Origin of the sequence: Microcystis sp. M090S1, from assembly GCF_020246295.1 — a bacterium.
Taxonomy (GTDB): Bacteria; Cyanobacteriota; Cyanobacteriia; order Cyanobacteriales; family Microcystaceae; genus Microcystis; species Microcystis aeruginosa.
In genome coordinates this window covers 1-23,833 of sequence record NZ_JADBTF010000392.1, presented here as the reverse complement: position 1 = coordinate 23,833, position 23,833 = coordinate 1, and the positions used below count along the sequence as shown (strand labels likewise).

At 43.4% G+C, this 23,833-nt stretch carries 24 protein-coding genes and 1 pseudogene; 14 read left to right on the top strand and 11 right to left on the bottom strand.

Going from position 1 to position 23,833, the window contains the following annotated elements:
• Positions 1–10 precede the first annotated feature (10 nt).
• Both IM477_RS17360 and IM477_RS17355 read left to right on the top strand, forming a co-directional pair.
• On the top strand, positions 11–220 hold the full coding sequence (locus IM477_RS17360) for a hypothetical protein (protein ID WP_002739214.1): 210 nt from the start codon (positions 11–13) through the stop codon (positions 218–220).
• A 311-nt stretch (positions 221–531) separates the two neighbouring features.
• Positions 532–930 (top strand): hypothetical protein, encoded by a 399-nt coding sequence (locus tag IM477_RS17355; RefSeq protein ID WP_287732806.1) that lies wholly within the window; start codon positions 532–534, stop codon positions 928–930.
• A gap of 106 nt (positions 931–1,036) precedes the next feature.
• Here IM477_RS17355 and IM477_RS17350 read toward each other — a convergent pair whose 3' ends face one another.
• The 5 genes from IM477_RS17350 to rpmH all read right to left on the bottom strand — a co-directional run bounded on the left by IM477_RS17350 (position 1,037) and on the right by rpmH (position 3,675).
• Positions 1,037–1,531 carry a Jag family protein gene (locus IM477_RS17350; protein WP_287732805.1) on the bottom strand — a complete coding sequence of 165 codons (495 nt, stop codon included), beginning with the start codon at positions 1,529–1,531 and terminating at the stop codon, positions 1,037–1,039.
• Complete coding sequence (gene yidC, locus IM477_RS17345; protein ID WP_287732804.1) at positions 1,531–2,679, bottom strand: membrane protein insertase YidC; 1,149 nt, start codon at positions 2,677–2,679, stop codon at positions 1,531–1,533. Before yidC ends, IM477_RS17350 begins: the two co-directional genes overlap by 1 nt.
• 84 nt (positions 2,680–2,763) lie before the next feature.
• Positions 2,764–3,159: a PH domain-containing protein gene (locus IM477_RS17340; RefSeq protein ID WP_002797763.1), complete on the bottom strand. Its 396-nt coding sequence runs from the start codon at positions 3,157–3,159 to the stop codon at positions 2,764–2,766.
• On the bottom strand, positions 3,149–3,511 hold the full coding sequence (gene rnpA / locus IM477_RS17335) for a ribonuclease P protein component (RefSeq protein ID WP_190359027.1): 363 nt from the start codon (positions 3,509–3,511) through the stop codon (positions 3,149–3,151). Before rnpA ends, IM477_RS17340 begins: the two co-directional genes overlap by 11 nt.
• 26 nt (positions 3,512–3,537) lie before the next feature.
• Positions 3,538–3,675: a 50S ribosomal protein L34 gene (gene rpmH, locus IM477_RS17330; protein WP_002739276.1), complete on the bottom strand. Its 138-nt coding sequence runs from the start codon at positions 3,673–3,675 to the stop codon at positions 3,538–3,540.
• 90 nt (positions 3,676–3,765) lie between these two features.
• On the opposite strand from rpmH, the gene IM477_RS17325 reads away from it, so the two are divergent.
• The gene (locus IM477_RS17325; protein WP_287732803.1) at positions 3,766–5,730 is read left to right on the top strand and encodes an amylo-alpha-1,6-glucosidase; all 1,965 of its coding nucleotides are present in this window, start codon (positions 3,766–3,768) and stop codon (positions 5,728–5,730) included.
• Positions 5,731–5,820: 90 nt separating this feature from the next.
• Complete coding sequence (locus tag IM477_RS17320; protein WP_287732801.1) at positions 5,821–6,540, top strand: HAD-IA family hydrolase; 720 nt, start codon at positions 5,821–5,823, stop codon at positions 6,538–6,540.
• Positions 6,541–6,571: 31 nt separating this feature from the next.
• On the opposite strand, the gene grpE is transcribed toward IM477_RS17320, so the two are convergent.
• The gene (gene grpE, locus IM477_RS17315) at positions 6,572–7,294 is read right to left on the bottom strand and encodes a nucleotide exchange factor GrpE (RefSeq protein ID WP_287732799.1); all 723 of its coding nucleotides are present in this window, start codon (positions 7,292–7,294) and stop codon (positions 6,572–6,574) included.
• A gap of 240 nt (positions 7,295–7,534) precedes the next feature.
• On the opposite strand from grpE, the gene IM477_RS17310 reads away from it, so the two are divergent.
• From IM477_RS17310 to IM477_RS17295, 4 genes are all read left to right on the top strand, one after another.
• Positions 7,535–9,550, top strand: coding sequence for a GspE/PulE family protein (locus IM477_RS17310; protein ID WP_287732798.1), 2,016 nt, complete (start codon positions 7,535–7,537; stop codon positions 9,548–9,550).
• Positions 9,551–9,688: 138 nt separating this feature from the next.
• Entirely contained in the window at positions 9,689–10,789 is a 1,101-nt protein-coding gene (locus IM477_RS17305) for a type IV pilus twitching motility protein PilT (protein WP_287732797.1), read from the top strand.
• A 173-nt stretch (positions 10,790–10,962) separates the two neighbouring features.
• Complete coding sequence (locus tag IM477_RS17300; protein ID WP_287732796.1) at positions 10,963–12,177, top strand: type II secretion system F family protein; 1,215 nt, start codon at positions 10,963–10,965, stop codon at positions 12,175–12,177.
• A gap of 94 nt (positions 12,178–12,271) precedes the next feature.
• Positions 12,272–12,808: a hypothetical protein gene (locus tag IM477_RS17295; protein ID WP_287732795.1), complete on the top strand. Its 537-nt coding sequence runs from the start codon at positions 12,272–12,274 to the stop codon at positions 12,806–12,808.
• A 258-nt stretch (positions 12,809–13,066) separates the two neighbouring features.
• Here the strand turns inward: IM477_RS17295 and IM477_RS17290 are convergent, their stop codons facing one another.
• Positions 13,067–15,637 (bottom strand): TIGR03960 family B12-binding radical SAM protein, encoded by a 2,571-nt coding sequence (locus IM477_RS17290; protein ID WP_287732794.1) that lies wholly within the window; start codon positions 15,635–15,637, stop codon positions 13,067–13,069.
• Between the two features lie 361 nt (positions 15,638–15,998).
• Between IM477_RS17290 and IM477_RS17285 the strand changes: the two genes are divergently transcribed.
• From IM477_RS17285 to IM477_RS17260, 6 genes and pseudogenes are all read left to right on the top strand, one after another.
• Positions 15,999–16,781: an ABC transporter ATP-binding protein gene (locus IM477_RS17285; RefSeq protein WP_002739028.1), complete on the top strand. Its 783-nt coding sequence runs from the start codon at positions 15,999–16,001 to the stop codon at positions 16,779–16,781.
• Between the two features lie 46 nt (positions 16,782–16,827).
• Positions 16,828–18,159, top strand: coding sequence for an MlaD family protein (locus tag IM477_RS17280; RefSeq protein ID WP_287732793.1), 1,332 nt, complete (start codon positions 16,828–16,830; stop codon positions 18,157–18,159).
• A 182-nt stretch (positions 18,160–18,341) separates the two neighbouring features.
• Positions 18,342–19,445 (top strand): non-hydrolyzing UDP-N-acetylglucosamine 2-epimerase, encoded by a 1,104-nt coding sequence (wecB, locus tag IM477_RS17275; RefSeq protein ID WP_287732792.1) that lies wholly within the window; start codon positions 18,342–18,344, stop codon positions 19,443–19,445.
• A gap of 3 nt (positions 19,446–19,448) precedes the next feature.
• The gene (locus IM477_RS17270; protein ID WP_002763127.1) at positions 19,449–19,934 is read left to right on the top strand and encodes a crossover junction endodeoxyribonuclease RuvC; all 486 of its coding nucleotides are present in this window, start codon (positions 19,449–19,451) and stop codon (positions 19,932–19,934) included.
• A gap of 507 nt (positions 19,935–20,441) precedes the next feature.
• Positions 20,442–20,669 carry a hypothetical protein gene (locus IM477_RS17265; RefSeq protein ID WP_002778028.1) on the top strand — a complete coding sequence of 76 codons (228 nt, stop codon included), beginning with the start codon at positions 20,442–20,444 and terminating at the stop codon, positions 20,667–20,669.
• A gap of 215 nt (positions 20,670–20,884) precedes the next feature.
• A pseudogene (locus IM477_RS17260) lies at positions 20,885–21,466 on the top strand (rhomboid family intramembrane serine protease); the annotation flags it as partial.
• A gap of 348 nt (positions 21,467–21,814) precedes the next feature.
• Here the strand turns inward: IM477_RS17260 and IM477_RS17255 are convergent.
• The 4 genes from IM477_RS17255 to IM477_RS17240 form a co-directional block, all read right to left on the bottom strand.
• Positions 21,815–22,177: a DUF5615 family PIN-like protein gene (locus IM477_RS17255; RefSeq protein ID WP_194016561.1), complete on the bottom strand. Its 363-nt coding sequence runs from the start codon at positions 22,175–22,177 to the stop codon at positions 21,815–21,817.
• Positions 22,152–22,505 carry a DUF433 domain-containing protein gene (locus IM477_RS17250; RefSeq protein WP_287732810.1) on the bottom strand — a complete coding sequence of 118 codons (354 nt, stop codon included), beginning with the start codon at positions 22,503–22,505 and terminating at the stop codon, positions 22,152–22,154. The genes IM477_RS17255 and IM477_RS17250 overlap by 26 nt, the downstream gene beginning before the upstream one ends.
• Positions 22,506–22,550: 45 nt before the next feature.
• Positions 22,551–23,078: a pentapeptide repeat-containing protein gene (locus IM477_RS17245; protein WP_287732791.1), complete on the bottom strand. Its 528-nt coding sequence runs from the start codon at positions 23,076–23,078 to the stop codon at positions 22,551–22,553.
• Between the two features lie 74 nt (positions 23,079–23,152).
• Positions 23,153–23,413: an IS66 family transposase gene (locus IM477_RS17240; protein WP_147072116.1), complete on the bottom strand. Its 261-nt coding sequence runs from the start codon at positions 23,411–23,413 to the stop codon at positions 23,153–23,155.
• Positions 23,414–23,833 lie beyond the last annotated feature (420 nt).

The following is a 23,833-nucleotide window of genomic DNA, read 5'->3' as shown; positions in this document are numbered from 1 at the left end:
GCTATTAACTATGATTATTTGGGTAAATGAACAGATTGACCCCTGCGGTTTAGTACAAGCTTGTATTGCCTGTCAAGATGAACAAGCAGCAAAAGATTGTCATCAAAGTTGGTTAACCAGTCTTACGGACGAACAAAAACAAGCGGGGTGGGTAGCAGTTTTAAGAACCGTAGAATCTTGGGATGATGTACCTGTAAATGCTCTGAAGTTAAGTTATTAACTAGGGTTTGCGGCAAAAAGTTTTTCGTGGAGGTAGGGTGTAGGGTGTTTTTAAAGTTGGATGGGGAGTTAATCGCACGATTAACAACGTCAATCGATGACAAAATTTTGGCTGCCAGAGCTTTGAGAGCAAAAAAGGCGAAAAGACAGAAGAGAAAGGAGATATCTGGCTAAAATAACGTCAGTTCCGGTTAAGCAGATTGTGCCATGACTTTCAGGAAAGAATAGGACTGACTGGCTAGGGTAAAATTAGGGTTTCGGCTTATCTCGAACTGAGGTTAAAATAAAAAATATTTCAGTTATCAATTTTTCGTGAATATCAGAAAAGAAATCACTTTATTGATGATGTCCATGGCATTTTCGGGTACATTTTTCGGTGAGGTTTTCGCAGCTCCACGTCTTGACTGGCACAGTGCCGATTTTGAAGGTCTGCGAGTAATTGCCGAGTCAGCTTGGAAGACCGAATACGAAGCAAAGAAACGCGGGGAAGAACTACACTTCAAATATGGGTTTCAAAATCTGGGTATTCTTTGGATTCCTTACTATCGTAATCTATCGGGAAAATCGCTCTATCAAACAATTATCGTTCCAGAGGGCAATTGTGATCGATTTTTACAAGAGAATATTCGACGAATCAATCGCGATGCCTACTGCTTTACACCCAGTAATCGTGGTTTAGCTCCCAACCGTCGAGGTGGTCGTATTTTCTAATTTTATATCTCCACGGCCGTGGTAATTCTCAACTCAATTTTAGAGTGAACAAGAAAGCTAAAGCCTAAAATAAAAAAGAGGGCAGGTTTTACCCCACCCTTTGCTCTTATTTTAAACGAATTACTAATCGGCGATCGGGTTCCACGCCGCGACTTTCCGTGGTTAAATCGTTTTCTTCCTGAAAAAAGGCATGAATTTGGCGACGTTCCGCCGAAGATAGGGCTTTTAATTCTATTTCCTGTCCTGTTTGCCGCACTTGCGTCGCCGCTTGATTCACCCAGTCGAAAAGTTCTGCCTGTCTTTGTTGACGATAGCCGTTGATTTCGACAATATAGAACTGATGTTCTGCCGCCTCGACACCAATATTCAGAATCGTATTAGCTAGGGATTGAATCGCATCGAGTCCCTCACCCTTGTTAGAGAGGAGAAGTTCCACTTGTTGGGGACTCAATTGACTGCTATCAATAATTAACCAACAGGAGGAAGGTCCAGTTCCCAATTCCTGCACACCAATCTGGACATCTGCGGGCATGGCCATCAACTTTAGCAGTTTTTCCAGCCATTGTTTAGCTTTCTCGCTATTTTGCTCCCATATACTCATTACGATGTTTTTTCCTTTTTCTTGCTAGAACGTTTTTCAAAGGGGAGAGCATCGCGGGATTTTTCCGTTTTTTCCTGTTGCGCTACCAATTTTTGCAGGTTTTCCGGTAACGGTTCCCGCATCAAAATCACCGTTTGAATAGTTTGGAAGATGTTCGCGGTTAAGATATACATCAATACCCCCGCTGGTAAGGGGAAAAACAGGAACATCATACTAAAAATTATCGGGGTGATTTTATTCACCGTTTGCTGTTGTTGGGCTGCCCCCCCCGAAGGCGCGCCGGCACCGGATAACTCTTGGTTAACATAGATACTAATACCGAAAGCGATCACCATCGCCAAGATATCCCAGTGAATTTCACCATTCGCACCGGTTGCCCCAATTCTTCCCAGGGCCTCAATAAAGAGAAAACCCGTATTAGCGGCAATCCCCGGCACGATAACTTTAATACTGGCATCTCCGGGGGCTAAAGCGGCGATGGAACCGTCTTCATTAACTTGCACCAGTTCTTGCCCTTTAAGCACCTCGTAGGTGGGTTTTAGGTTATTTTCGGGTACTTCCGTGGCTAATTGGCTTAAAGACTTGCCCTGGTCGTTTTGCAGGTCGATTTTTACCTGTTCTCCCGGGGCGATTTTATTGCCTTGGGGTAAAAAAGCGGTGATGGGATAGTGGAGAGATTCGTCAATATAGACGTTTTGGGGTTTGGTGGCATAGGGTTGGCGCTGCACGAGGGCGATTTGTTCGGTTGGCAGCACTTGTAAATCGACGGTATAGTTAATGTCCGAGAAGGGGGAACCCCGCAGAGTCGCAAATAAGGCCAAAAGAATCGGCATTTGTAATAACAGGGGTAAACAACCCGCTAGGGGATTGCCCAACTCCTGCATTAATTTGCCCATTTCCTCCTGTTGTTTTTGCGGGTCATTTTTGTAGCGTTGTTGAATTTCTGTCTGTCTTTCCTTCATCAAGGGTTGAGTGATTCGCATTTTTCTCATATTGCGAATCTGGCCGGCGCTGAGGGGAAAGACGGCAAATCTCACCACCAGCGTTAAAGCAATGATGGCGAAACCGTAACTATGCACAATCCGAAAGAAAAAATCTAGGATTGGCAACATGATATTTGTGGAAATAAATCCGACTCCAAAATCCATGGGTTTAATCTATGCCTTCTCGTTTAATGGGGTTGCACTGTAACAAATCTAATTTATCGAATCTCGGCGATCGATTATTTTGTTTTATTGACTTATGATCGATTCTAGGGGACGACCGGTTTTATCGGCGACTCTTTCGGCAATATAGTCATGAATTTCCCGGAATTTCGGCATCGAGCGCATTTCTAAACGACTTCTATCCTTGAGAGTTACGACAATATCCCCCCAAAGACCAATTCCTCTCGGCATTTTCGCCACTTTTGCCACTTCTGAATAGATAATATCTGTGCGATCTCGTCCCATCCAACCCCCGGTGATCGAAATCCGCCGATCGGTTATCTTATATCTTAACCAGATTGCGCGCACCACTGCCCCAACGGTCAAAGGTAAACAAATCACCGTAAATCCTAGCAGGATATTGATGATTAGGTCGCCGATGTGCGGACCCCCTTCATAAAAAGTTTCTTCTTTAATGCCCATGAATTATATTGGCCTTCACTAACAACTGCTTTAATTCTCGCAAAAAATGTTCATAATTGCACTCGATCGCCCCTGGACGGATAATGATTATCCCTCGCCATCCTGCTGCTATTTCTGGCAATAACTGCCGAATTACCGCTCGTATTTGCCTTTTTAGTCGATTACGAACCACCGCTTTTTTACTAACTTTCTTGCTAATCGAGATACCAAAACGACTGGGGAGAGGGTGATCTGGGCAAGAATCCTCTAAACTAATTAAGGTTAAGTGGGAACCGTGATAACGCCTCCCTTTTCCATAGACAGCTTGAAAATCCTGTCGATGTTTTAAGCGATGAACTTGGGGTAGTCCCACGAAAATTAGTCGGTTCCCAGAATAACCTAAACACTTAAACGATAGCGCCCTCTTTTCCGACGAGCTTTAATTACTTTGCGTCCGTTGACGCTACGCATTCTCGCTCTAAATCCGGAAGTGCGCTTCTGTTTGCGCGTGGTTCCTTCTAAAGTACGTTTACTCACTGCCGATTTTCCTCCTTAAGATAGAGTTACTTTATAGATATAAAGACACAATTTTCTATTATAACAAAATTACTAGGAATTGGGAAGCCCATGGTCAAGCTCCGTTTTGGTCGAGATATCTGTAATTGTCTCCCAGTGGCTGAAAAGCGCGAATGGTTAGTCACTAATGGTATCGGTGGTTTTGCCGCGGGAACTGTGGCCGGATTGCTAACTCGCTGTTATCATGGCCTCTTGATCGCTGCTTTGGCTCCACCGACGCAAAGAACGCTGCTAGTGACTAAAATCGATGAATCGGTACAATATAACCAGAAAATTTATCATCTGGCCAGCAATCGCTGGTTAGGTGCTACGATCGAACCGCAAGGCTATATTAATATCGAAAGTTTTCATCTCGAAGGCACAATTCCCGTCTGGACTTTTATCTGTGGGGATGCCTTACTAGAAAAGCGCATTTGGATGGAACAGGGAGAAAATACCACCTATACTCACTATACCTACCGTCGTGGCAATTCTCCCCTAACTCTCAATCTGACTACTTTTGTCAATTATCGTGATTTTCACGGCAATACCCAGGGTTTTAACTGGCAAATGGCTATTAGTCCCCTGGAAAAAGGAGTAAGAGTGATTGCCTATGACAATGCTGTACCTTTTTATCTATTAATCAGTCAGGGACAGGTTTTTCCCGCTCATATCTGGTATTATCGCTTTGATTTGGCCGTGGAACGTTATCGTGGTTTAATCGATCGGGAAAATCATCTCCATGGTGCTAGTTTTTCGGCTACTCTTAAAGTGGGAGAATCGGTGACAATTGCCGCTAGTACCCGTCCCGATCCGAATTTAGACGGTCAATCTTCTCTAGAGTCTCGCTATCGCTACGAAAATAGTCTGATTAATCCCCAGCAGCCCGAATGGATTCAACAACTTACCCTCGCTGCCGACCAGTTTATCGTTAGTCGTCCTCTCCGGGATCAACCGGAGGGCAAAACGATAATCGCGGGTTATCCTTGGTTTTGTGATTGGGGTCGCGATACGATGATCTCCCTCAGAGGATTAACTTTGACTACAGGCAGACCTGCGATCGCAGGTCAGATTTTACTAACTTTTTCCCGTTATCTAGACCGGGGTTTATTGCCGAATTTACTGCCCGATGGGGGAGAAATGCCCGAATATAACGCTGTCGATGCTATTCTTTGGTATTTTGAAGCCATTCGTTCCTATTTTAACCAAAGCCAAGATTTTGAGTTTCTCAGAACTATTTATCCCGCTTTAACGGAAGTGATCGCTTGGTTTCGTCGCGGTACTCGCTACAATATTCACCTAGATGACGATGGTTTGATCTATGCCGGCGAAGCGGGAGTACAGTTAACTTGGATGGATGCCAAAGTTGATGATCTGGTGATTACTCCCCGCATCGGCAAACCCGTAGAAATTAATGTCCTTTGGTTCAATGCCCTCAAAATAATGGTTCAATTTGCCCATTATTTGGGCATGGATGCCACTGATTACGAAAAAATGAGAAAAATGACCCTAAAAGGGTTCTCTCGCTTCTGGGATGATTCTATGGGGTATTGTTACGATGTTTTGGATACGGAAAAGGGTAATGATGCCAGTTTACGACCGAATCAACTTTTTGCCGTGTCTTTGTCGGTGGAGGAGTTATTAAATTCCCCACAGAAAAAGGCCATTGTCGATATTTGTGCTTTAAAATTGTTGACTTCTCGCGGTTTGCGATCGCTAGATGCCGCTCATCCTGATTACCGTGGCGTTTACAGTGGCGATCGCTTAAAAAGAGATAGTGCCTACCATCAGGGGACAGTCTGGGGATGGTTATTAGGGGCATTTATCGAGGCCCATCTGAAAGTCTATCGCGATCCCATTCTAGCTGAGAGTTTTTTAACACCGATGATCGACCATCTTCGGGATAGCTGTATCGGTAATTTAAGCGAAATTTTCGATGGTAATGCCCCTTTTACCCCTAGGGGCGCTTTTGCCCAAGCATGGACAGTGGCAGAGGTGTTAAGGGTTTGGCAAGTGATCCGAGAATTTTCGCCATAATCCTTTAAAATGAGCAATTGTTAGGTTTGTTAGGCCAGCTAAAGGACCGACCCTAAAAACCTCAGTCAGACCGTTATAGACAAAACTCTCATGCAGAAACCGCAAGTTATTTTTCTCGATGCTGTGGGGACTCTTTTTGGAGTAAAAGGCAGTGTCGGAGCAATTTATAGTCAAATAGCGGCGGATTTTGGGGTAGAGGTGGCGGCCGAGAGTCTAGAACAATCTTTCTTGGCTATTTTCCCCACTTCTCCCCCCCTAGCTTTTCCTAAGGTTGAACCTGCACAAATTCCCGAGTTAGAGTATCGCTGGTGGCGATCGCTGACTGGGGCAGTTTTTAATAATTTAGGTTATCTGGAACGATTTCCCGATTTTGAGGCTTTTTTTGGCGAACTTTATCATCATTTTGCCACGGCCGAGCCTTGGGTCCTGTACGAGGATGTCATTCCCGCTTTAAGACTCTGGCAGATTCAGGGGATCGAGTTAGGCATTATTTCTAATTTTGATAGTCGTATCTACCAAGTTTTGGCTGAATTAGGCTTAGAATATTTTTTTCGATCGATCACGATTTCTTCCCAGACAGGAGCGGCTAAACCCGATCCGGAAATTTTTCAAATCGCCCTACAAAAACATGATTGTTCCCCCGCACAAGCTTGGCATATTGGCGATAGTAAAAAAGAGGATTACCAAGGAGCAAAATCCTTGGGTATAGAAGCGTTTTTAATTAAAAGATCAACAGGTCAAGAGAGAAAAAGTCTTTCAGTGGGGATAGGGGATAGGGAGGGAATACAGACCCTACCAGCTAATACCTAACCCTCAAACTGCTTGAATCCCCATCGGGATTTTAGACTGATTCCTGCGATGGAATGGAAGTAGATTCTGACTGAGCAGCGTTAGGATCTGTCTCTTTGGGGGCGGCCACTTTTACCAAAGCATGACGCAAAACATCTTCTCCGAGAGTGTATCCTCGCACTAACTGCTCGACCACCGTGCCTTCGGGATGTTCATCGGTGTACTCCCGCATCATCGCTTCGTGGTAGCTAGGATCAAAGGGTTGACCTTCCGGACGCATGGGGGAAACGCCTAAACGCTTGAGACTCTCTACTAAGATTTTATAGACCCCTTGGTAACTCTTGTGAATACCCATCTCGCCATCATTAGCCGGTTTAATTTGAGTACGGGCGCGCTCAAAATTATCCACCACGCCAAGAATTTCCATCAGGGTTTTGCCCTTGATTTTTGTTTCCAGTTCCTCTTTTTCCTTGGCTGTGCGTTTGCGAAAATTGTCGAACTCGGCCGCTAGAGTGATATAGCGTTTCTTGTAGGCATCAACCTGCTGGGTTTGTTCCTCTAACTGCTGTTTGAGAGTGTCGATTTCCTCTTGTAGAGCATCGATAGTCATTCCCCCTAGAAGGGAAAATTCCTCGCTAGAGGCTGCCTGGTTCGTCACCGTTTTGGCTTCATCGGTGACACTGGCTTCCGATTCGGTTGTAAGGGATTCGGGGTAATTAGGAAAGGATTCTTGGTTTTCGTCGAAAATTACTGAGTTATTCGGTTCTGCACTCATAGTATACAATTTTATTGGGTAATTTGGCAATATATGACCATTTACTGCTAATTTTGGTCTTGAAGTACCAGCTAATAATCAAGGTTTAACCTTTAATGTAACATTTTGTGGACAAGATCCGTAACTGGATATAAGCGACCCCGATAGATAATCGGTGATCTAGAAAAATTTTTGCTAGAATATAATTCTCTTAGTAAAATTGGGAACATTTAAGGGTAGTGGAGAGGTTAAGAATCGTCTATGACATTTTCTTCCAAGAAAACCCGTGCCGTTGCCCTGCGCAATTACTTTTCGCCCTTTGGTAACAAGTTGGTGCAGTCGGGCTATATCGGTGCCGACCAGATGCAACAGGCCCTAGTGGAAACACGGAAATCGGGACGATCGCTAGTAGAAATATTACAACAACTAACCGGGCGCCCTTTGCCCCCGGATTTACAGCGACAGTATAAGAAAAACCAGTTATTTGAACTAAAAATTCTCTACGGAGTCGAATCGCTCGACCCCGAATTAACCGATGTGGATGGACTGGAAATAGCCCGATTGATCGATTCTTTGATTCCGATCGATCTTTGTCGTCGCTATCGTCTCATCCCCCTGCGAAAGATCGAAGGAGAGCCGGCTGCGATTTTGATAGCCATGGTCGATCCCGACAACCTCGAGGCTTCCGACGATATTAATCGTATTCTCCGTCCCAAGGATTTAGGTTTACAGCGTTTGGTGATTACTGGCGAAGATTATGAAAGATTACTGGAAAAATTCCACTCGGCTCAATCGGAACTAGAACAGGAAAAAGCCCGACGGCAAAAAGAAAAAGAACTGGCAAAACTCTCGGATCTCACCGATATTGTCGGCAATATTGATGTGGCCTCCGGGGGTGCTAACGATGAAGCGGCCGATGATCTCGGAGAAGGGGACGCTAATCAAGCCCCCGTCATCAACCTCGTCAATAAAATTCTAGCTAAAGCCCTACAGGAAGGGACTTCCGATATTCACATCGAACCCCAAGAAGAATTCCTGAAAATTCGCTTTCGCAAAGATGGAGTTCTTCATCAAGCTTTTGATCCACTGCCGAAAAAAATTACCCCGGCGGTGACAGCCCGTTTTAAAATCATGGCCGATCTCGATATCGCCGAACGTCGTCTTCCCCAAGATGGTAAAATTCGGCGGATATATCAAGGGCGGAAAGTGGATTTTCGGGTTAATACCCTACCCAGTCGCTACGGGGAAAAAGTCTGTTTACGGATTCTCGACAACTCGGCTACCCAGTTGGGTTTAGATAAACTAATCACCGACCAAAAGACCCTGCAAATCGTCCGAGACATGGCCAGTCGTCCCTTTGGTCTGTTGCTGGTGACAGGCCCGACCGGTTCGGGGAAATCCACCAGTTTATACTCGGTGTTAGCCGAAAGAAATCACCCCGGGGTCAATATTAGTACGGCCGAAGATCCGATCGAATATTCTCTACCAGGTATCACCCAGGTGCAGGTAATTCGCGAAAAAGGCATGGATTTCGCCTCGATTCTGCGGGCCTTCATGCGACAAGACCCGGATGTGATTCTGGTGGGAGAAACTAGGGATAAGGAAACGGCTAAAACAGCGATCGAGGCCGCCTTGACCGGTCACTTGGTCTTAACTACCCTACACACCAACGATGCCGCAGGTGCGATCTCTCGTCTCGATGAGATGGGGGTTGAACCGTTTATGATTTCTGGTTCTCTCTTGGGAGTCTTGGCCCAGCGTCTCATGCGGCGCGTCTGTACCGAGTGTCGAGTCGCCTATCACCCCACCCAAGAGGAATTAGCCCATTTTGGTCTTGCCGCCGCCAATGAACGGGAAGTGACCTTTTATAAGGCTAATACCCTGACCCTAGAGGAAATTCAACAGGCGCGAAAACAGGGTAATCTTTGTCCCAAATGTGGTGGCAGCGGTTATAAAGGTCGCGTCGGGGTCTATGAGGTAATGCAAAATAGTGAACGACTACAGCAGTTAATTAACCAAGGGGCAACCACTGATCGCATTAAGGAGACGGCCGTCGATGAGGGCATGGTGACACTCCTAGCCTATAGTTTAAATCTGGTGCGCGAGGGTTACACCACCCTCGAAGAAGTGGAACGGGTGACATTTACCGATTCCGGTCTGGAAGCGGAACTAAAAGCCAAACGGAAAAGCGGTTTAATCTGTCGTGGTTGTCGCGCCGAACTACAACCAGAATGGCTCGATTGTCCCTATTGTATGACACCGCGATTTAGTGATTAAGACAGTTTTTCAGTTATCAGTTATCAGTTATGAGATTTGAGTTTTAAGTAAGGAGTATTAAGTGAGTAGTCTTAAATAGCACTTTCCCAATGTCTTTTCACTGTTCACTGATTTTACCTTATAGATGGGGTTTAACTTATGGAATTAATGATCGAAGATTTAATGGAACAATTGGTCGAGATGGGCGGTTCCGATATGCACATTCAGTCTGGGGCGCCGGTCTATTTTCGCATTAGTGGCAAACTGTCCCCGATTGATGAAGAGTCTTTAACCCCGCAAGATTGTCAGAAATTGATTTTTAGTATGCTCAATAATACCCAAAGAAAAGAGTTAGAGCAGAATTGGGAATTAGACTGTTCCTACGGGGTGAAAGGATTAGCAAGATTTAGGGTCAATGTTTATAAAGAAAGGGGGGCTTATGCAGCTTGTTTACGGGCTTTGTCCTCTAAAATTCCTAACTTTGAACAATTAAATTTACCTAGAGTAGTACGGGAGTTATCGGAAAGACCGAGGGGATTAATTCTCGTAACTGGCCAAACAGGTTCAGGTAAAACTACCACTTTAGCGGCAATTTTAGACTTAATTAATCGGACTAGGTCTGAACATATTTTAACGGTAGAAGACCCAATTGAATACGTTTTTCCTAATATAAAAAGTCTGTTTCACCAACGACAAAAAGGAGAAGATACCAAGAGTTTTGCTAACGCTTTAAGAGCATCTTTACGGGAAGATCCTGATATTATCCTTGTGGGAGAAATGCGGGATTTAGAAACAATTAGTTTGGCAATCACGGCGGCAGAAACCGGTCACTTAGTCTTCGGAACCCTACACACTAGCTCGGCAGCGGGAACAGTGGATCGGATTATTGACGTTTTTCCGGCTAACCAACAGGCACAAATTCGCGCCATGTTATCCAATTCTTTACTAGCAGTTTTTAGTCAAAACCTAGTCAAGAAAAAAAATCCTAAACCGGGGGAATTTGGTCGGGCAATGGTACAGGAAATCATGGTGGTAACTCCAGCGATCGCTAACCTAATTCGGGAAGGAAAAGCCCCCCAAGTCTATTCAGCAATTCAAACGGGAATGAAGTTAGGAATGCAAACCATGGAACAGGGATTAGCTAATTTAGTTGTTAGGGGTGTTGTCTCTTTGGAAGAAGCCATTTCTAAAAGCGGTAAACCCGATGAATTACAACGTCTTATCGCCGGGGCTGGCGCTAACGCTAAAGCCCGGATTTAATAACAAATAGTAACCTTTAAGCGTTCGTCAGCCCCTATCAGTTATCAGTGAACAGTAACCAGTAATCAGTGAAAAGAAAGTACCGAAGTTTTCACTTAACACTATCTACCCACTTAAAACTCCAATCTGATAACTGATAACTGATAACTGATAACTGATAACTGATTTGTCCTATGCCTAATTTTGTCGCACAAGTTAAAAACGGCTCTGGAAAAGTTTTCCAAGAGAAAGTTGAGGCCATGTCTCCCGAACAGGCCCGGACGATGCTGAAGGCGAAATATGCCGCCGTCGGTAAGGTCAAAAAAGTGGGGGGAGAGATCGATCTTTCCGGTTTAAAGTTGATGTTTGCCAGCATTTCCATCAAAGATAAAGCGGTTTTTTCCCGTCAATTTTCGGTAATGATTAATGCTGGTGTGGCGATTGTGAGATGTTTGGGAGTTTTGGGGGATCAATGCGGTAATCCCAAGATGAAAAAAGCCCTACAAGCGATTAGTGCTGAGGTACAGCAAGGGACTCCGTTATCGGAAGCGATGGCCAAACATCCCGAATGTTTTGATGAACTTTATGTCAGTATGGTCGAAGCTGGAGAGATGGGGGGGGTACTCGATGAAGTGCTGAACCGTCTCTCGAAACTTTTGGAAGATATGGCCCGCTTGAAAAACCAGATTAAATCAGCGATGACTTATCCGGTAGCGGTGGGAATTTTGGCGATAATTGTGTTTTTCGGGATGACAATTTTTTTAATTCCCGTGTTTGCGAAAATTTTCACCGATTTAAACGTGCCACTACCAGCTTTAACGCAATTTATGCTCTTTTTAAGTGGTGTGATGCGTAGTTGGTTGATTTTAATTCCGATTGTCACCATTGTTGCCACGGTTTTTTTACTGCGTCGCTATTACAAAACCCCGATGGGTCGTCTGCAAATTGACCAGTTTTTCCTTAAAATGCCTCTTTTTGGTGATTTGAATGAAAAATCGGCTGTGGCTAGATTTTGCCGGGTTTTTGGGACTCTGACGCGTTCTGGTGTCCCGATTTTAAGTTCCCTCGACATCGTTTGTAATACGGTGGGTAATCAGGTAATTGCCAATGCGATCGCTGGTGCCAAGGCGGAAATTCAGCAGGGGGGAATGATGAGTTTGGCCCTACAAAAAGCCAATGTTTTCCCACCTTTGGCAATTCAAATGATTAGTATTGGGGAGGAAACGGGAGAATTAGATGCCATGATGATGAAAGTGGCGGATTTCTACGAAGATGAGGTGGAACAGGCCGTTAAAGCTTTAACCAGTATCATTGAACCCTTGATGATGGTTGGTATTGCGGGGATAGTGGGAACTATTCTTTTGTCTATGTACTTGCCCATGTTTAAAATCTTCGATGCGTTGGGATAAGTTGAGCAGTGATCAGTGATCAGTGACTATTGCCGGTAGCTGGAAATCAGCAAGATTTGAATTTTCATCTCCTTTTATTTGATTAGGTGAATCTGTGTCTTACGAAACTTTATTAGCGGAATATAGCTGTCGTGAGGGGGCGATCGAATTATTGCGACAATATCGCCCCTATTTAGAGTTAATTCCTAGTATGCGTCGTCCTGAAGAGAGTTTAATTACTATTCCCTTGCCCTTGGTCAGAATTCGTCCATCTTCTGCCCTTGAATCTAGAAAGACGGTACAATTAGCTTGTGATTTGGCGATTCTGATGTGTGATCCGGAATGGAAAATTAAATTAGGTTCAGAAATCCTGATTTTTATCCATCGTCCGGGGGAAGATTTTTCTGATTTGTTGAAACGCTGGCGCGAAACCCAAATATGTTTAGATAAAGAATATGAATGGTTAATGCCCCCCAGAGAACAACATATGTTTAGTGAAGGTGCAGAAACAATTCATCCTTTATTTGTGGTTTTTGATCAAACGGCCGAGAGAATAAAAAAGGGTTTAAGAGGGGCTTTTTTACCGATGGTTGTTCAAAATTATCGGCCAGCTTTGATTGATGATTGCTTAGAATTAGTCGATCAAGATTAGCTGACTCTCTTAAGTAGGGTCTGCTGAAAAAGTTTTTCGTGGGGACAGGGTGTGGGGTGTGGGGTGTAGGGTTTTAGCGATTTTGAGGGGGTCAATTACCTAATTTTCAGGGAAAAAGTCCAGTAATTTTCCCCCCGATCACTCCCAGATCTGGTACTTTTTGATTGACAAAAAGTCTAAAAGTCTTACCCAACAAGGTTTTTAGATTTATTCAGCCAACCCTACTTAGTTTAGTATAAAGGGAACAGTTGACGATGGTTAAGCGCCTAAAATCAAGCGCTGACGATGAAAATTCAGCAGCGAAAGTTCTTGGCCAGAAACCCTTTCTAACATCTCGACGATATGATCGGGCTGTAGTAAAGTGCCATCATTGCGACAACTGCCCACATAGCACAAAACGGCTTGTTTGTCAACAGTTTTTAACTCTAATTCATATAATTGTTCTCGCAGATTAATCGTGACTTTTTTGCCGGATTTGGTGGTTTTTTCCCGTTCCATCACCGTTGCTTGTTTAATCGCCTCGATCCAATTTTGCCATTGTTGGCAGTCAATTCCCTCACTGTTAAAAGTGAGCAAATACGCAGCTTTTTCTAACAAACGGGTGGCAGCGGGAGCATTTAAGGGAATTTCTTCCACCTGATACACTGGTAAATCTGCGGGCAATTGTGCGCTTAATTGCTGTTTAAACCTCTCTAAATCCATCACTTTTGTCAATTCAAAATCGACAATCTCACCGCTACTGGTTGCTCCCAAGGATAAAGCATTGGCGATCGAAATGCGCGGACCAGGGTGAAATCCACCGGTAAAGGAAATGGGAATAGCAGCGCGACGGACGACGCGATCAAATAAACGCACCAGATCCAAGTGGCTAACTAAGGCCATTTCGCCAATTTTGCCAAACCAAACCCGAATTCTTTGGGCGCGTTCTTGATTGGGTTGAAAATGTCCGGCAAAAGCGGGAATCGGAGGCGCTTCAATGACGATATTATGACCAAAATCGAGGCTACAAACGCCACAATGGGAACAACCCTCAAAAGAACAATCGGGGACTGTTGCCGCGTCTAGGGCGCGTTTTAAGTCCTCCTGTAGCCATTTTTTATCGATACCGGTATCCAGATGATCCCAGGGCAAAGGACGCTCTAAAATATCTTTGTCTGCATCGGCAAAAATATGCCATTCTCCCTGTTCTATCTGACGATATTTCCAAGTTAAACCGGATTCTTCGATCGCCTGTGACCATGCTTGATAGGCTTTTTCCGTATTATCCCACCAAGCATCCATCCCGGCTCCCAATTGCCAAGCGCGCAGCACCACTTTCCCTAAACTTCTGTCACCGCGACCGATAAAATCTTCCATAGCCGAGATGCGGACATCAGTATAATTGACTTTTACCCCTCTCATGCCTTGGAATTCCTGTCTTAATAACTCCTGTTTGCGGATAAATTCGGCCGTCGAGACGGAATGCCACTGGAAGGGGGTATGGGGTTTAGGGGTAAAATTAGAGATAGTTAGGGTAAAATCGAGGGGTTTCCGCTTCGGTAAACGACATTCCCGACGCAACCAACGCAGGGTTTCCGCGATACCGATGACATCGACATCGGTTTCCCCTGGCAAACCAATCATAAAATAGAGTTTGACCTTATCCCAACCCTGTTCGACAGCAGTTTTTATCCCTCTGAGTAATTCTTCGTTGGTTAACCCTTTGTTAATCACATCGCGCATTCGTTGGGTTCCCGCTTCCGGTGCAAAGGTTAAACCCGATTGACGATTGCCCCCAATTATGTTAGCAATATTTTCGTCAAAGCGATCGACTCTTTGACTGGGTAACGATAGAGATATATTCTCATTCTGGAGACGGTTTTTAATCTCCATACCCACGGCAGGTAGAGCTAGATAATCGGAGCAACTGAGAGATAATAAGGAAAATTCGTTATATCCCGTCGCTCGCATTCCTTTTTCAATCGATTCGATTACTGCTTCCGGTTGCACATCCCGCGCGGGACGGGTTAACATCCCCGGTTGACAGAAACGACATCCCCTAGTGCAACCGCGACGAATTTCCACCACCAGGCGATCGTGAACCGTTTCCACGAAGGGAACTAAACCGATAGAATAGGCTGGGATAGGAGTCGCTACCCGGCGTAAAATTCTTTTCGGTACATCGTCACGATTGGGGATAACTGCACCGATTGGGGTGACATCGTAGAAACGCGGCACATATACCCCCGGAATTTGGGCTAAATCTAGTAATAGTTCTTCTTTGCTTAGATTAGCTAGTTTACCTTCTTCTAAAATTAAACCGATTTCTGGCAATAATTCTTCGCCATCACCAAGGGCGATAAAATCAAAAAAGTCGGCATAGGGTTCGGGGTTAGAGGTGGCAGTTTGTCCCCCGGCAAAAATTAGCGGATAGTTACCTGAGTCTCTTTCTCTCCAAGTCAAGGGAATTGCCGCTAGGTCGAGCATTTCTAAAATATTGGTGGCTCCTAGCTCATAACTGAGACTAAAACCCAGAATATCAAAATCGGTGAGGCAACGACGGGATTCTAGGGCAAATAGGGGGGTTTTTGTCTGTTTGAGTTTTTGGGCTAAATCCGGTGCGGGTAAATAAGTGCGATCACAGAGTTGGCGAGGTTGTGCATTGAGGATATTGTAGAGGATAATATGGCCGAGGTTAGATGCCCCCACTTCGTACACTTCCGGATAGGTTAACACCCAACGAACCACCGCACTTGCCCATTCTTTATGTTTAGCGCCTAACTCGTTGCCCAAATAACGCGCTGGTCGAAAAATGTCGGGGGTAAGCAGTTGGTCTAAAGCAATAGTCACGGCAATCTACCTCAGATATCGTCAGCAATGGGTGCTTTTCTACTATAGCAGCCAGAATCGAGTCGGGAGGCAGGAGACAGGAGATAGGGTTTTGGGGTGATAGGGTTTTGGGGTGATAGGGTTTTGGGGTGATAGGGTTTTGGGGTGATAGGGTTTTGGGGTGATAGGGTGATAGGGTGATGAGACAGCTTCCCCACTTCCCCACTTCCCTATCTACCCCACTTCCCCACTTCCCCACTTCCCCACACCCCACTTCCCCACACCCCACTTCCCCACTTCCCCACTCCCCACTCCCCCACTTCCCCATCTCCCTAAAATTCCAGAGGCTATAAGATAATTAAGCGACATTAATCTTGATTTCATGAAAGAACCGTTAATTGAATTGAGAGGAGTATCGAAAAGATTCGGGGATAATGTTATTCTCGATGGTTTAGATTTAACCATTTATCGAGGGGAGGCCCTGGTAATTATCGGGCCGTCGGGAACGGGAAAATCAACGGTTTTACGGTTAATTGCGGGATTAACGGGGATAAATGCTGGAGAAATTCGTATTAAAGGTCAATTGCGTCAGGGATTGCTAGAAGATGGTCGAGAAGCGATGCGAACTTCCTTAGTTTTTCAACAAACGGCCCTGTTTGATTCTCTCACCGTCGGGGAAAATGTCGGTTTTTATCTTTATGAACAAACTAATTTAAAAAAAGCCATAATTAGGGAATTAGTGGAAAAAAGCCTGGAAATGGTCGGTTTACAGGGAATTAGTGACCTTTATCCTTCGGAACTATCGGGGGGAATGCGTAAACGGGTGGCTTTTGCCCGCGCTATTATCACTAATCCCGATAATCCGGCCGATAATCCTGAATTACTGCTGTATGATGAACCTACCGCCGGATTAGACCCGATAGCTTCCACAATTATCGAGGATCTAGTGCGGACTCTCCATGAAAAATCGGGGTCTGCGAACACTTATGTGATGGTTTCTCACCAACAAAGCACCATCCGACGCACCGCCGATCGAGTAGTATTTCTCTATCAGGGAAAAGTGCAATGGCAGGGATTAGTGGCAGATATCGATCGTACCGATCATCCCATGATCCGGCAATTTTTTAGCGCCAGCATTGAAGGCCCGATTAGGACAATCGTTTAAGCTAGATTAAGCTAAATTAAGAACTATCGAGAATGAGAGAAAAATCATGCAGAGTTCGCGAGCTTTACGGGAAGGAAGACTAGGTTTGTTTGCTCTAGGCGGATTATTGGTCTTTGGGGCGCTCGCTATCTGGGTTCGCGGGGGAGGATTTGGTCAAAGAACCTATCAATTAATCTTCGAGTTTGCCGACGTGGAAGGGTTACAAGTCGGGGCGCCGGTGCGTTTTCGCGGGGTGAGAGTGGGAAGAATTACAAGTTTTATCCCGGGAAGCAATCAAGTGGAAGTTATTGCCGAAATCGCTTCTGCTACTTTAGTTATGCCTAGGAAGGTAACTGTTACTACCAATCTTTCCGGATTAATTGGGGAGGCAGCCATCGATATCACTCCCTTAGTTTCTTTAAGTGCTGAGGCCAAAAATCTCGACCCTCTGGCTCCCGACTGTGATCAACAGTTAATTCTCTGTAATAATACTCGTTTACAGGGGACAACAGGAACACAATTAATGTCTAGTGTTGGTCGTTTAGTGGATACTTTTACCAGTCCTGAATTTGTGGGTAATCTCAATGATGTCACCAAAAATACCGCTATAGCAGCTCAAAAAATCGCCCGTTTATCCGATGATACCTCCCAGACTATCCGTAATGCCCAAAGAGAAATCTCTCGTCTATCTTTGGAATTAGCTACCACCAGTCGCTCGGTCACTAATACGGCTAATAATGCCTCCCGTTTTGTCAATACTTTAGATAATACCGTTCAGGAAAATCGCAGTCAAATCAGCAGGACTTTTCAACAATCTTCCCAATTGGTCGCTAATCTCAATGCTGTTCTCAGCGAAAATCGCGGACAAATTGTTGATACTCTCGGTAATATTAATCAAGCTAGTTTAGGTATTGGTAGTCTCGCTAATAATCTCAATAATACCGCCCTGAGGTTGAATGCAGGTTTAGATGAAATTGATACTAAACAAGTCATGCAAAATATCGAGACTATTTTGAATAATGCGGTGGAAACATCGAATAATTTACGAGAAATTACTAAAACTATTAACGATCCTGCTACAATTGTCGTACTGCAAAAAACTCTCGAATCCGCTAGGGTTACTTTTGAAAATACTCAAAAAATCACCTCCGATATCGATGAGTTAATCGGTGATCCCCAATTTCGCGAGAATTTAAGACGTTTAATCGATGGCTTAAGTAATCTGCTTTCTTCCGGGGAACAATTAGAATATAATTTGCGTATCGCTCAAACTTTAGATACCATGACTCAAGAGTTAGCTAAACAAAAAGTTTTGACCATCTCTCGACCTTTAAATCCTAAGCAAATGCAACTCTATCCCCAATTTATCGTTCAACAACCACAAACGAGTGAAAAATGACAAAACAGCACAATTCAAGAGATAGAATATGAATTATGAATTATGAATTGTGAATTATGAATTATGAATTAGGGAGAATAAATAAAAATAATCCTCCTGTCTCGGAGTCTCCTGTCTCGGAGTCTCCTGTCTCGGAGTCTCCTGTCTCCTGATGGCTAAAATAACTGATAACTGATAATAATATGTTGAAATCAATTTGTATTACTCTTGGAACTCGTCCCGAAGCGATTAAATTAGCTCCCGTTATTCGTGCTTTTCAAGAATCGGAACAGTTTCAAACCCATGTAATTCTGACGGGACAGCATAAAGAAATGGTAGCGCAGGTGATGGAATTATTTGCTTTAAAAGCAGATGAAAATCTCGATATTATGCAAACTCGTCAAACGTTAACTGATATTACTTGCCGCAGTTTACGGGGTTTAGAAACGGTTTTTGAGCGCATAAAACCAGATTTAATTATTGTGCAAGGTGATACTACCACTGCTTTTGCTGCTGCTTTAGCGGCTTTTTATCAACAAATTCCTATCGCTCATGTGGAAGCAGGATTAAGAACTAATGATATCTATAATCCCTATCCCGAAGAAGCTAATCGCCGCCTAATTTCTCAACTGACTACCCTACATTTTGCTCCCACTACTTTAGCCGTGGAAAATTTACAAAAATCCGGGGTGACAGGAAATATTCACCACACCGGTAATACGGTTATTGATGCTTTATTAAGCGTAGCCAAAACCGCCCCAGAATGTCAAATTGCGGGCTTAAATTGGTCAGATTATCGGGTTTTATTAGCCACGGTTCACCGCCGGGAAAATTGGGGCGAACCGTTACAGGATATTATCAAAGGATTCACTTTGTTGTTAGAAAAATATGCCGATACCGCCCTATTATTACCCCTGCATCGCAATCCCACCGTCCGAGAACCAATACAGTCCGCTTTGGGCAATCATCCCAGGGTATTTTTAACCGAACCTCTCGATTATGCCGAGTTAGTGGGGGCGATTCAACGCTGTTATTTATTATTAACTGATTCTGGGGGCATTCAAGAAGAAGCCCCCAGTTTAGGAAAACCGGTTTTAGTATTGCGAGAAACCACGGAAAGACCGGAAGCAGTACAAGCGGGAACAGCGAAATTAATTGGTACTAATCCAGAGCAAATTTTAGCACAAGCGGGAGAATTATTAGGGGATAAAATCGCCTATGATCGTATGGCTAATGCCATTAATCCTTTTGGAGATGGACAAGCATCCCAAAGAATCCTCCAAATCGTCCAAGATTTTTTGGCTTAATCTATGACTACTTGGTTGGGTATCGACCCCGGATTAGCGATTGTCGGTTGGGCTATTCTCCGGGATAATAGTGAGTTAATGCCGATTTTAGTCGATTACGGCACGATCGAAACTTCTAAAAATCTTTCTACTGCCCAGCGTTTGATCGAAATTGAACGGGATTTAAAGGAGTTAATCGCAGAATATAAACCGGGGGAAATTGCCGTGGAAATGCCCTTTTTTAACCGGCAAATCAAGGCAGCCGGTGGAGTCCTGCAAGCATTGGGAATTATCAATCTGGTTAGCTGTCGCGATGGGGGAATTGAACCGATTTTCCTCCATCAAGCTAGTTGGAAATGTCATCTGGGCCATGGTAGGGCCACTAAAGCGGAGGTGGCCGAACAAATTAAGTATTTATTCGGATTGACAAAAATGCCCATTAATGATGCTGTAGATGCTATAGCGATCGCATACGCTGCTTTCAGTGGCGTTCGCAATCAAATCTCTTGAAGCAATTTGACGAAATTGGCGCAAAAATTTAGCTGACAACTAAAAGCCATCTTTAAGCTTGCACTATCTTAGTTCGATGGGACGGTTGAAGATAATAAGGCCTTCAAATATCTTTGATTAGCGTTGGGTTTCCTTCCTCAACCCAACCTACCATATCAGCGATCGCACCAAAGGGTTTAAGTGTGGAATTGTGATAATTGTCATCGTCAATGCTAATAAAAATATGGTATAGTTCTTAAACGATTATAAGTTTAAAATAATGAAAATAAATGAAAATAAAAGTTTCCCAAAAAAAGGGATCATCAAACGAAGTTAACCCTCAGTTAAAGCATATTGCCTATTCGATGGACGCACTGATTCCAGGCTTTTATATTTGGTTGGGTTCTTTTTGTTGGCGATTGGGGGGTAGTGATGCAGAAGAAAGTTATCCAGGAACAATACATAGTTTTGCGGGTATCAGCTTAGTTTTACCCGGTTATCAAATTTTTACAACCTATAAAGGGAGTTATGACCCTCGATAAGCATCAAATTGATGGTCTTTCTCCCATTTCATCTAAAACAATGCCAGCAGAAGTTTTTGAACAATTGATGTTCAATGCTGGTTATGCCGTTGTTGGGTCTGCTCCAGCCAAGGGAAATAGAATTAAAGTCTGGTGGAATCATTCTAGTTTTCGTCGTGTTGAAGCAATTTATGGTGACGATAGAAGTCTGGTTATTACGGCTTATCATCCATGAATCATGAGCTTTCTGTTACGAAAATATATTTATTGTTTACCCACAACGGGCCCAACCTACAAGATCAGCGATCGCACTGTAGGTTAAGGGGTTATTATCGGCATCGGTGGCGGTAATTGTGCCTACAGGAGTATTGATGGTGCAAGTTAATGTTGTCTGGCTCAGTGTCTGAACTATAATGGAGACTGACTAGAGTTTTCTCCCTCAAAAAGTATATGGCAAGAAGAACTAATCATCTCATGACTGGTCACTTAAAGACAAAAATGACGATTATAGGCATTTTTGTCGCTATTTTCTGGATTGTAGAAGTTTTAGACCAATTTGTTTTTGATCATCAATTAAATCAATATGGCATTATTCCTCGTTCTTGGCCTTTTGGGTTAAGAGGGATTTTATTCGCCCCGTTTCTACATGGTAGTTTTAAAGATCTTATTGTCGGTACTATAGGGTTTGTTATTTGTAGCTGGTTGGTGATGCGATTAAAAATCCGTGATTTTTGGATTGTTACTATGATCACTATGATTTTTGGAGGATTGGGGATTTGGATCTTCGCCCCGACTAACACTCCTCAGATTGGGTTGAGTAGCCTGATTTTTGGCTATCTAGGATTTTTACTATTAGAAGGTCAGAGTAATTTTGATCCAAATTATGATAAGGATGGCTTTCTGGTCAATTTTTTATATGTTTACCTTTCAATTTTTTTAGTTTTTGTTTTTATATATGGGCAACAAATTTCTTACTTGCTATCTGGATTTTTAACTGGCACTTTAGCGGCTGAGTTCATTGCTCAAGAAAAAGGAAGAGCCATGAGAAGTGTGTTTTTTCGTCTATTTTTCTTTATTTTTATCACTTTTTGGTTTGTAAATTGGCTATTGACTGGTGATAATTTCATCAATTTCATATTGGGAGTCATTGGTTTTATCGCTTGTGCAATAGCTGGAGGATCTTCAAGCACATCAGGGGAGCAGAAAGATACAATTCCTCAAGCGGGTCACGCAGAGGCGCGTCATCGTGATCGTGTAGAAGCAGAAGAACGATATCGCCAGTGGAAAGAACAAGAACAGCGCGATTGGGAAGAACAACAACGGCAAAATAATGAAGATCGTTGATGGTGATAAATTATATTATGCTTAAGTCAAACAGATTCAAGGTAAAGGAAGATAATCAATTCGGTCTTGATACTCATTATCAAATGAAGCTTCAGCCGCCAGAATTAACTCATCTATATTTTCCCCAATACTCAAATTAGGATTCAGAATAAAAATACCTGGAATATGACGATGATTTTGTAGATGATCTGCTAAATGTACGGGCATAGAAGTCCGATTATTTGTTACCAGAATAAAATTATTTTCTTCACACCAGCAGAGAATTTCAGGATCTAATGTTCCTTTATCTGGTGTAACAGGTTCTCCAATCACTCTAATAACTAAATCAGGTTTGAGTCTTCTTAGTTGAGTCGCATAGAGAGGATCAACATTTTCATCTAAGAGATATTTCAGACTCATTTGCTTGTTTGATTGCTTTTCTTTGTTCCCTTAACTTTCTCAATTTTTCTGCAACAGGAGGAGGATTTTGTTTTTGTATTTCTCTCATTCTTTCTCCATGTTCAATCCATGCAGTTAAATAATTCGTTATCTTTTCTTTGTCGTGCAAATAGTACAAAATAGTCGCATAAACTTGTTCTAAGCTCAAAGATGAGTAAGTTTTAGCAATTTCTTCAGGTGTTTTGGCATGATAAATATAGTCATAGAGAATGGTTTCAATACCAATTCTTGTTCCTTTTAAGCGAATGTCATTAGGGGTTAGAAAGTTAAAATAGTCTTCGAGTTGTATCATGAAATTTACCGAAGCTGTACTGAATATAAAAAATAAGCCTGCCTAACTTCTTGTACACCATGCTGTACTGGTACTTCCATCTGGTGCAGTGTAATCTTGGTAATTACCATCACTACATTTTGCACCCGTAAAATTAGTATCTGTAACATCTGCACCTGTAAAATTAGCCCTTCTTATATTAGCATTTATCAAACTTGCTCCTCTTAAATTAGCATCCATTAATTGTGCAAAACTAAGATCGGCACTGTTAAGTCTTGCATTAGATAAATTTGCTCCTATTAACTTAGTCTCGCTTACATAACCTCCGAAAGAAGCTCCAGTCAAAATTGCATTACTTAGGTTTGCTTTTGTCAAATCAGAACCGCTTAGATTAACACCACTCAAATCCGCACCTTGTAAATTGGCTTGTCTTAGATTTAATCCCCTCAAATCCGCACCACTCAAATCACATCCTGGACATTGTTTAGTTTGCTTAAATTTCTTAACATGATCAGGATTTTCAGCCCGGCTAGGATTAGCTAAACTAACACAAGATAGGATAAAAATTGAAAAAAGAGTAGTTAATTTCATAACTGTTCTACCTCAATCAACTTGAAAACGGGATAACCAACGGACTATCGTAACACAGAATTTTCCTAAAATATTCAAGATAATGGCAAAATTTTATAATTCCCTGCTACCACCCAAATCTCATTCCCTGCTTGAGCCGCTGCACTAGAGCGCGACAGCATGACTTGAAAGAAGCTGACCGACGGGGTGACGGCTACCCACAACCAAGCTCTCTTGGACTGAGGATTTTGTCCATCGGCATTTCCTTGTGCAAAACCCGTCTCGTCGGCCCCCACTATCGGCGCGGCTTGGATGTAGGCTTCGGCTTCCGCCACAGAGGGCTGATAGTGCCTCACTTCCTTCCTTTCTCAGACGATTGACTGTCCCCAGAGACATCTTCACCCCAAATAAGTCGGACATCGTACAAACCACCATCCGATGGGAATGACGGTACATTCCACTCAAGACTGAGACGATGGATACCGCTCTCTCGGAGTAGCCGCTCTCTTCTACGTCTTTGGGGAGGAGGGATCGGGTTTTTTCGCCGCAGTAACGCACCAAATCCCCAAAATGGCTACCAGATATTATAAGGCGATCGCCGCTTCGATTGACACAAGCAAAAACTTCAACAGATATAATGGGGCTTGACAGGTGGTAAGCTTTTACGCATTTAAGTTACATTGACAGCATTACCCTTATTTTTAAGTTTTCTACTCCATTTAATAATCAATCCCCCTTCATTTAAAAGCTGATTGACTACTTTTTCCAGTTCTTCT

Bases quoted from the DNA above. Each gene is read 5' to 3' on its own strand.
- IM477_RS17325 (WP_287732803.1), top strand. From the start codon at position 3,766: ATGGTCAAGCTCCGTTTTGGTCGAGATATCTGTAATTGTCTCCCAGTG.
- wecB (WP_287732792.1), top strand. From the start codon at position 18,342: ATGTTGAAATCAATTTGTATTACTCTTGGAACTCGTCCCGAAGCGATT.
- IM477_RS17245 (WP_287732791.1), bottom strand. From the start codon at position 23,078: ATGAAATTAACTACTCTTTTTTCAATTTTTATCCTATCTTGTGTTAGT.
- IM477_RS17305 (WP_287732797.1), top strand. From the start codon at position 9,689: ATGGAATTAATGATCGAAGATTTAATGGAACAATTGGTCGAGATGGGC.
- IM477_RS17350 (WP_287732805.1), bottom strand. From the start codon at position 1,531: ATGAGTATATGGGAGCAAAATAGCGAGAAAGCTAAACAATGGCTGGAA.
- IM477_RS17340 (WP_002797763.1), bottom strand. From the start codon at position 3,159: ATGGGCATTAAAGAAGAAACTTTTTATGAAGGGGGTCCGCACATCGGC.
- IM477_RS17320 (WP_287732801.1), top strand. From the start codon at position 5,821: ATGCAGAAACCGCAAGTTATTTTTCTCGATGCTGTGGGGACTCTTTTT.
- IM477_RS17360 (WP_002739214.1), top strand. From the start codon at position 11: ATGATTATTTGGGTAAATGAACAGATTGACCCCTGCGGTTTAGTACAA.
- IM477_RS17270 (WP_002763127.1), top strand. From the start codon at position 19,449: ATGACTACTTGGTTGGGTATCGACCCCGGATTAGCGATTGTCGGTTGG.
- IM477_RS17255 (WP_194016561.1), bottom strand. From the start codon at position 22,177: ATGAGTCTGAAATATCTCTTAGATGAAAATGTTGATCCTCTCTATGCG.
- grpE (WP_287732799.1), bottom strand. From the start codon at position 7,294: ATGAGTGCAGAACCGAATAACTCAGTAATTTTCGACGAAAACCAAGAA.
- IM477_RS17300 (WP_287732796.1), top strand. From the start codon at position 10,963: ATGCCTAATTTTGTCGCACAAGTTAAAAACGGCTCTGGAAAAGTTTTC.
- IM477_RS17280 (WP_287732793.1), top strand. From the start codon at position 16,828: ATGCAGAGTTCGCGAGCTTTACGGGAAGGAAGACTAGGTTTGTTTGCT.
- IM477_RS17310 (WP_287732798.1), top strand. From the start codon at position 7,535: ATGACATTTTCTTCCAAGAAAACCCGTGCCGTTGCCCTGCGCAATTAC.
- IM477_RS17265 (WP_002778028.1), top strand. From the start codon at position 20,442: ATGACCCTCGATAAGCATCAAATTGATGGTCTTTCTCCCATTTCATCT.
- IM477_RS17285 (WP_002739028.1), top strand. From the start codon at position 15,999: ATGAAAGAACCGTTAATTGAATTGAGAGGAGTATCGAAAAGATTCGGG.
- yidC (WP_287732804.1), bottom strand. From the start codon at position 2,679: ATGGATTTTGGAGTCGGATTTATTTCCACAAATATCATGTTGCCAATC.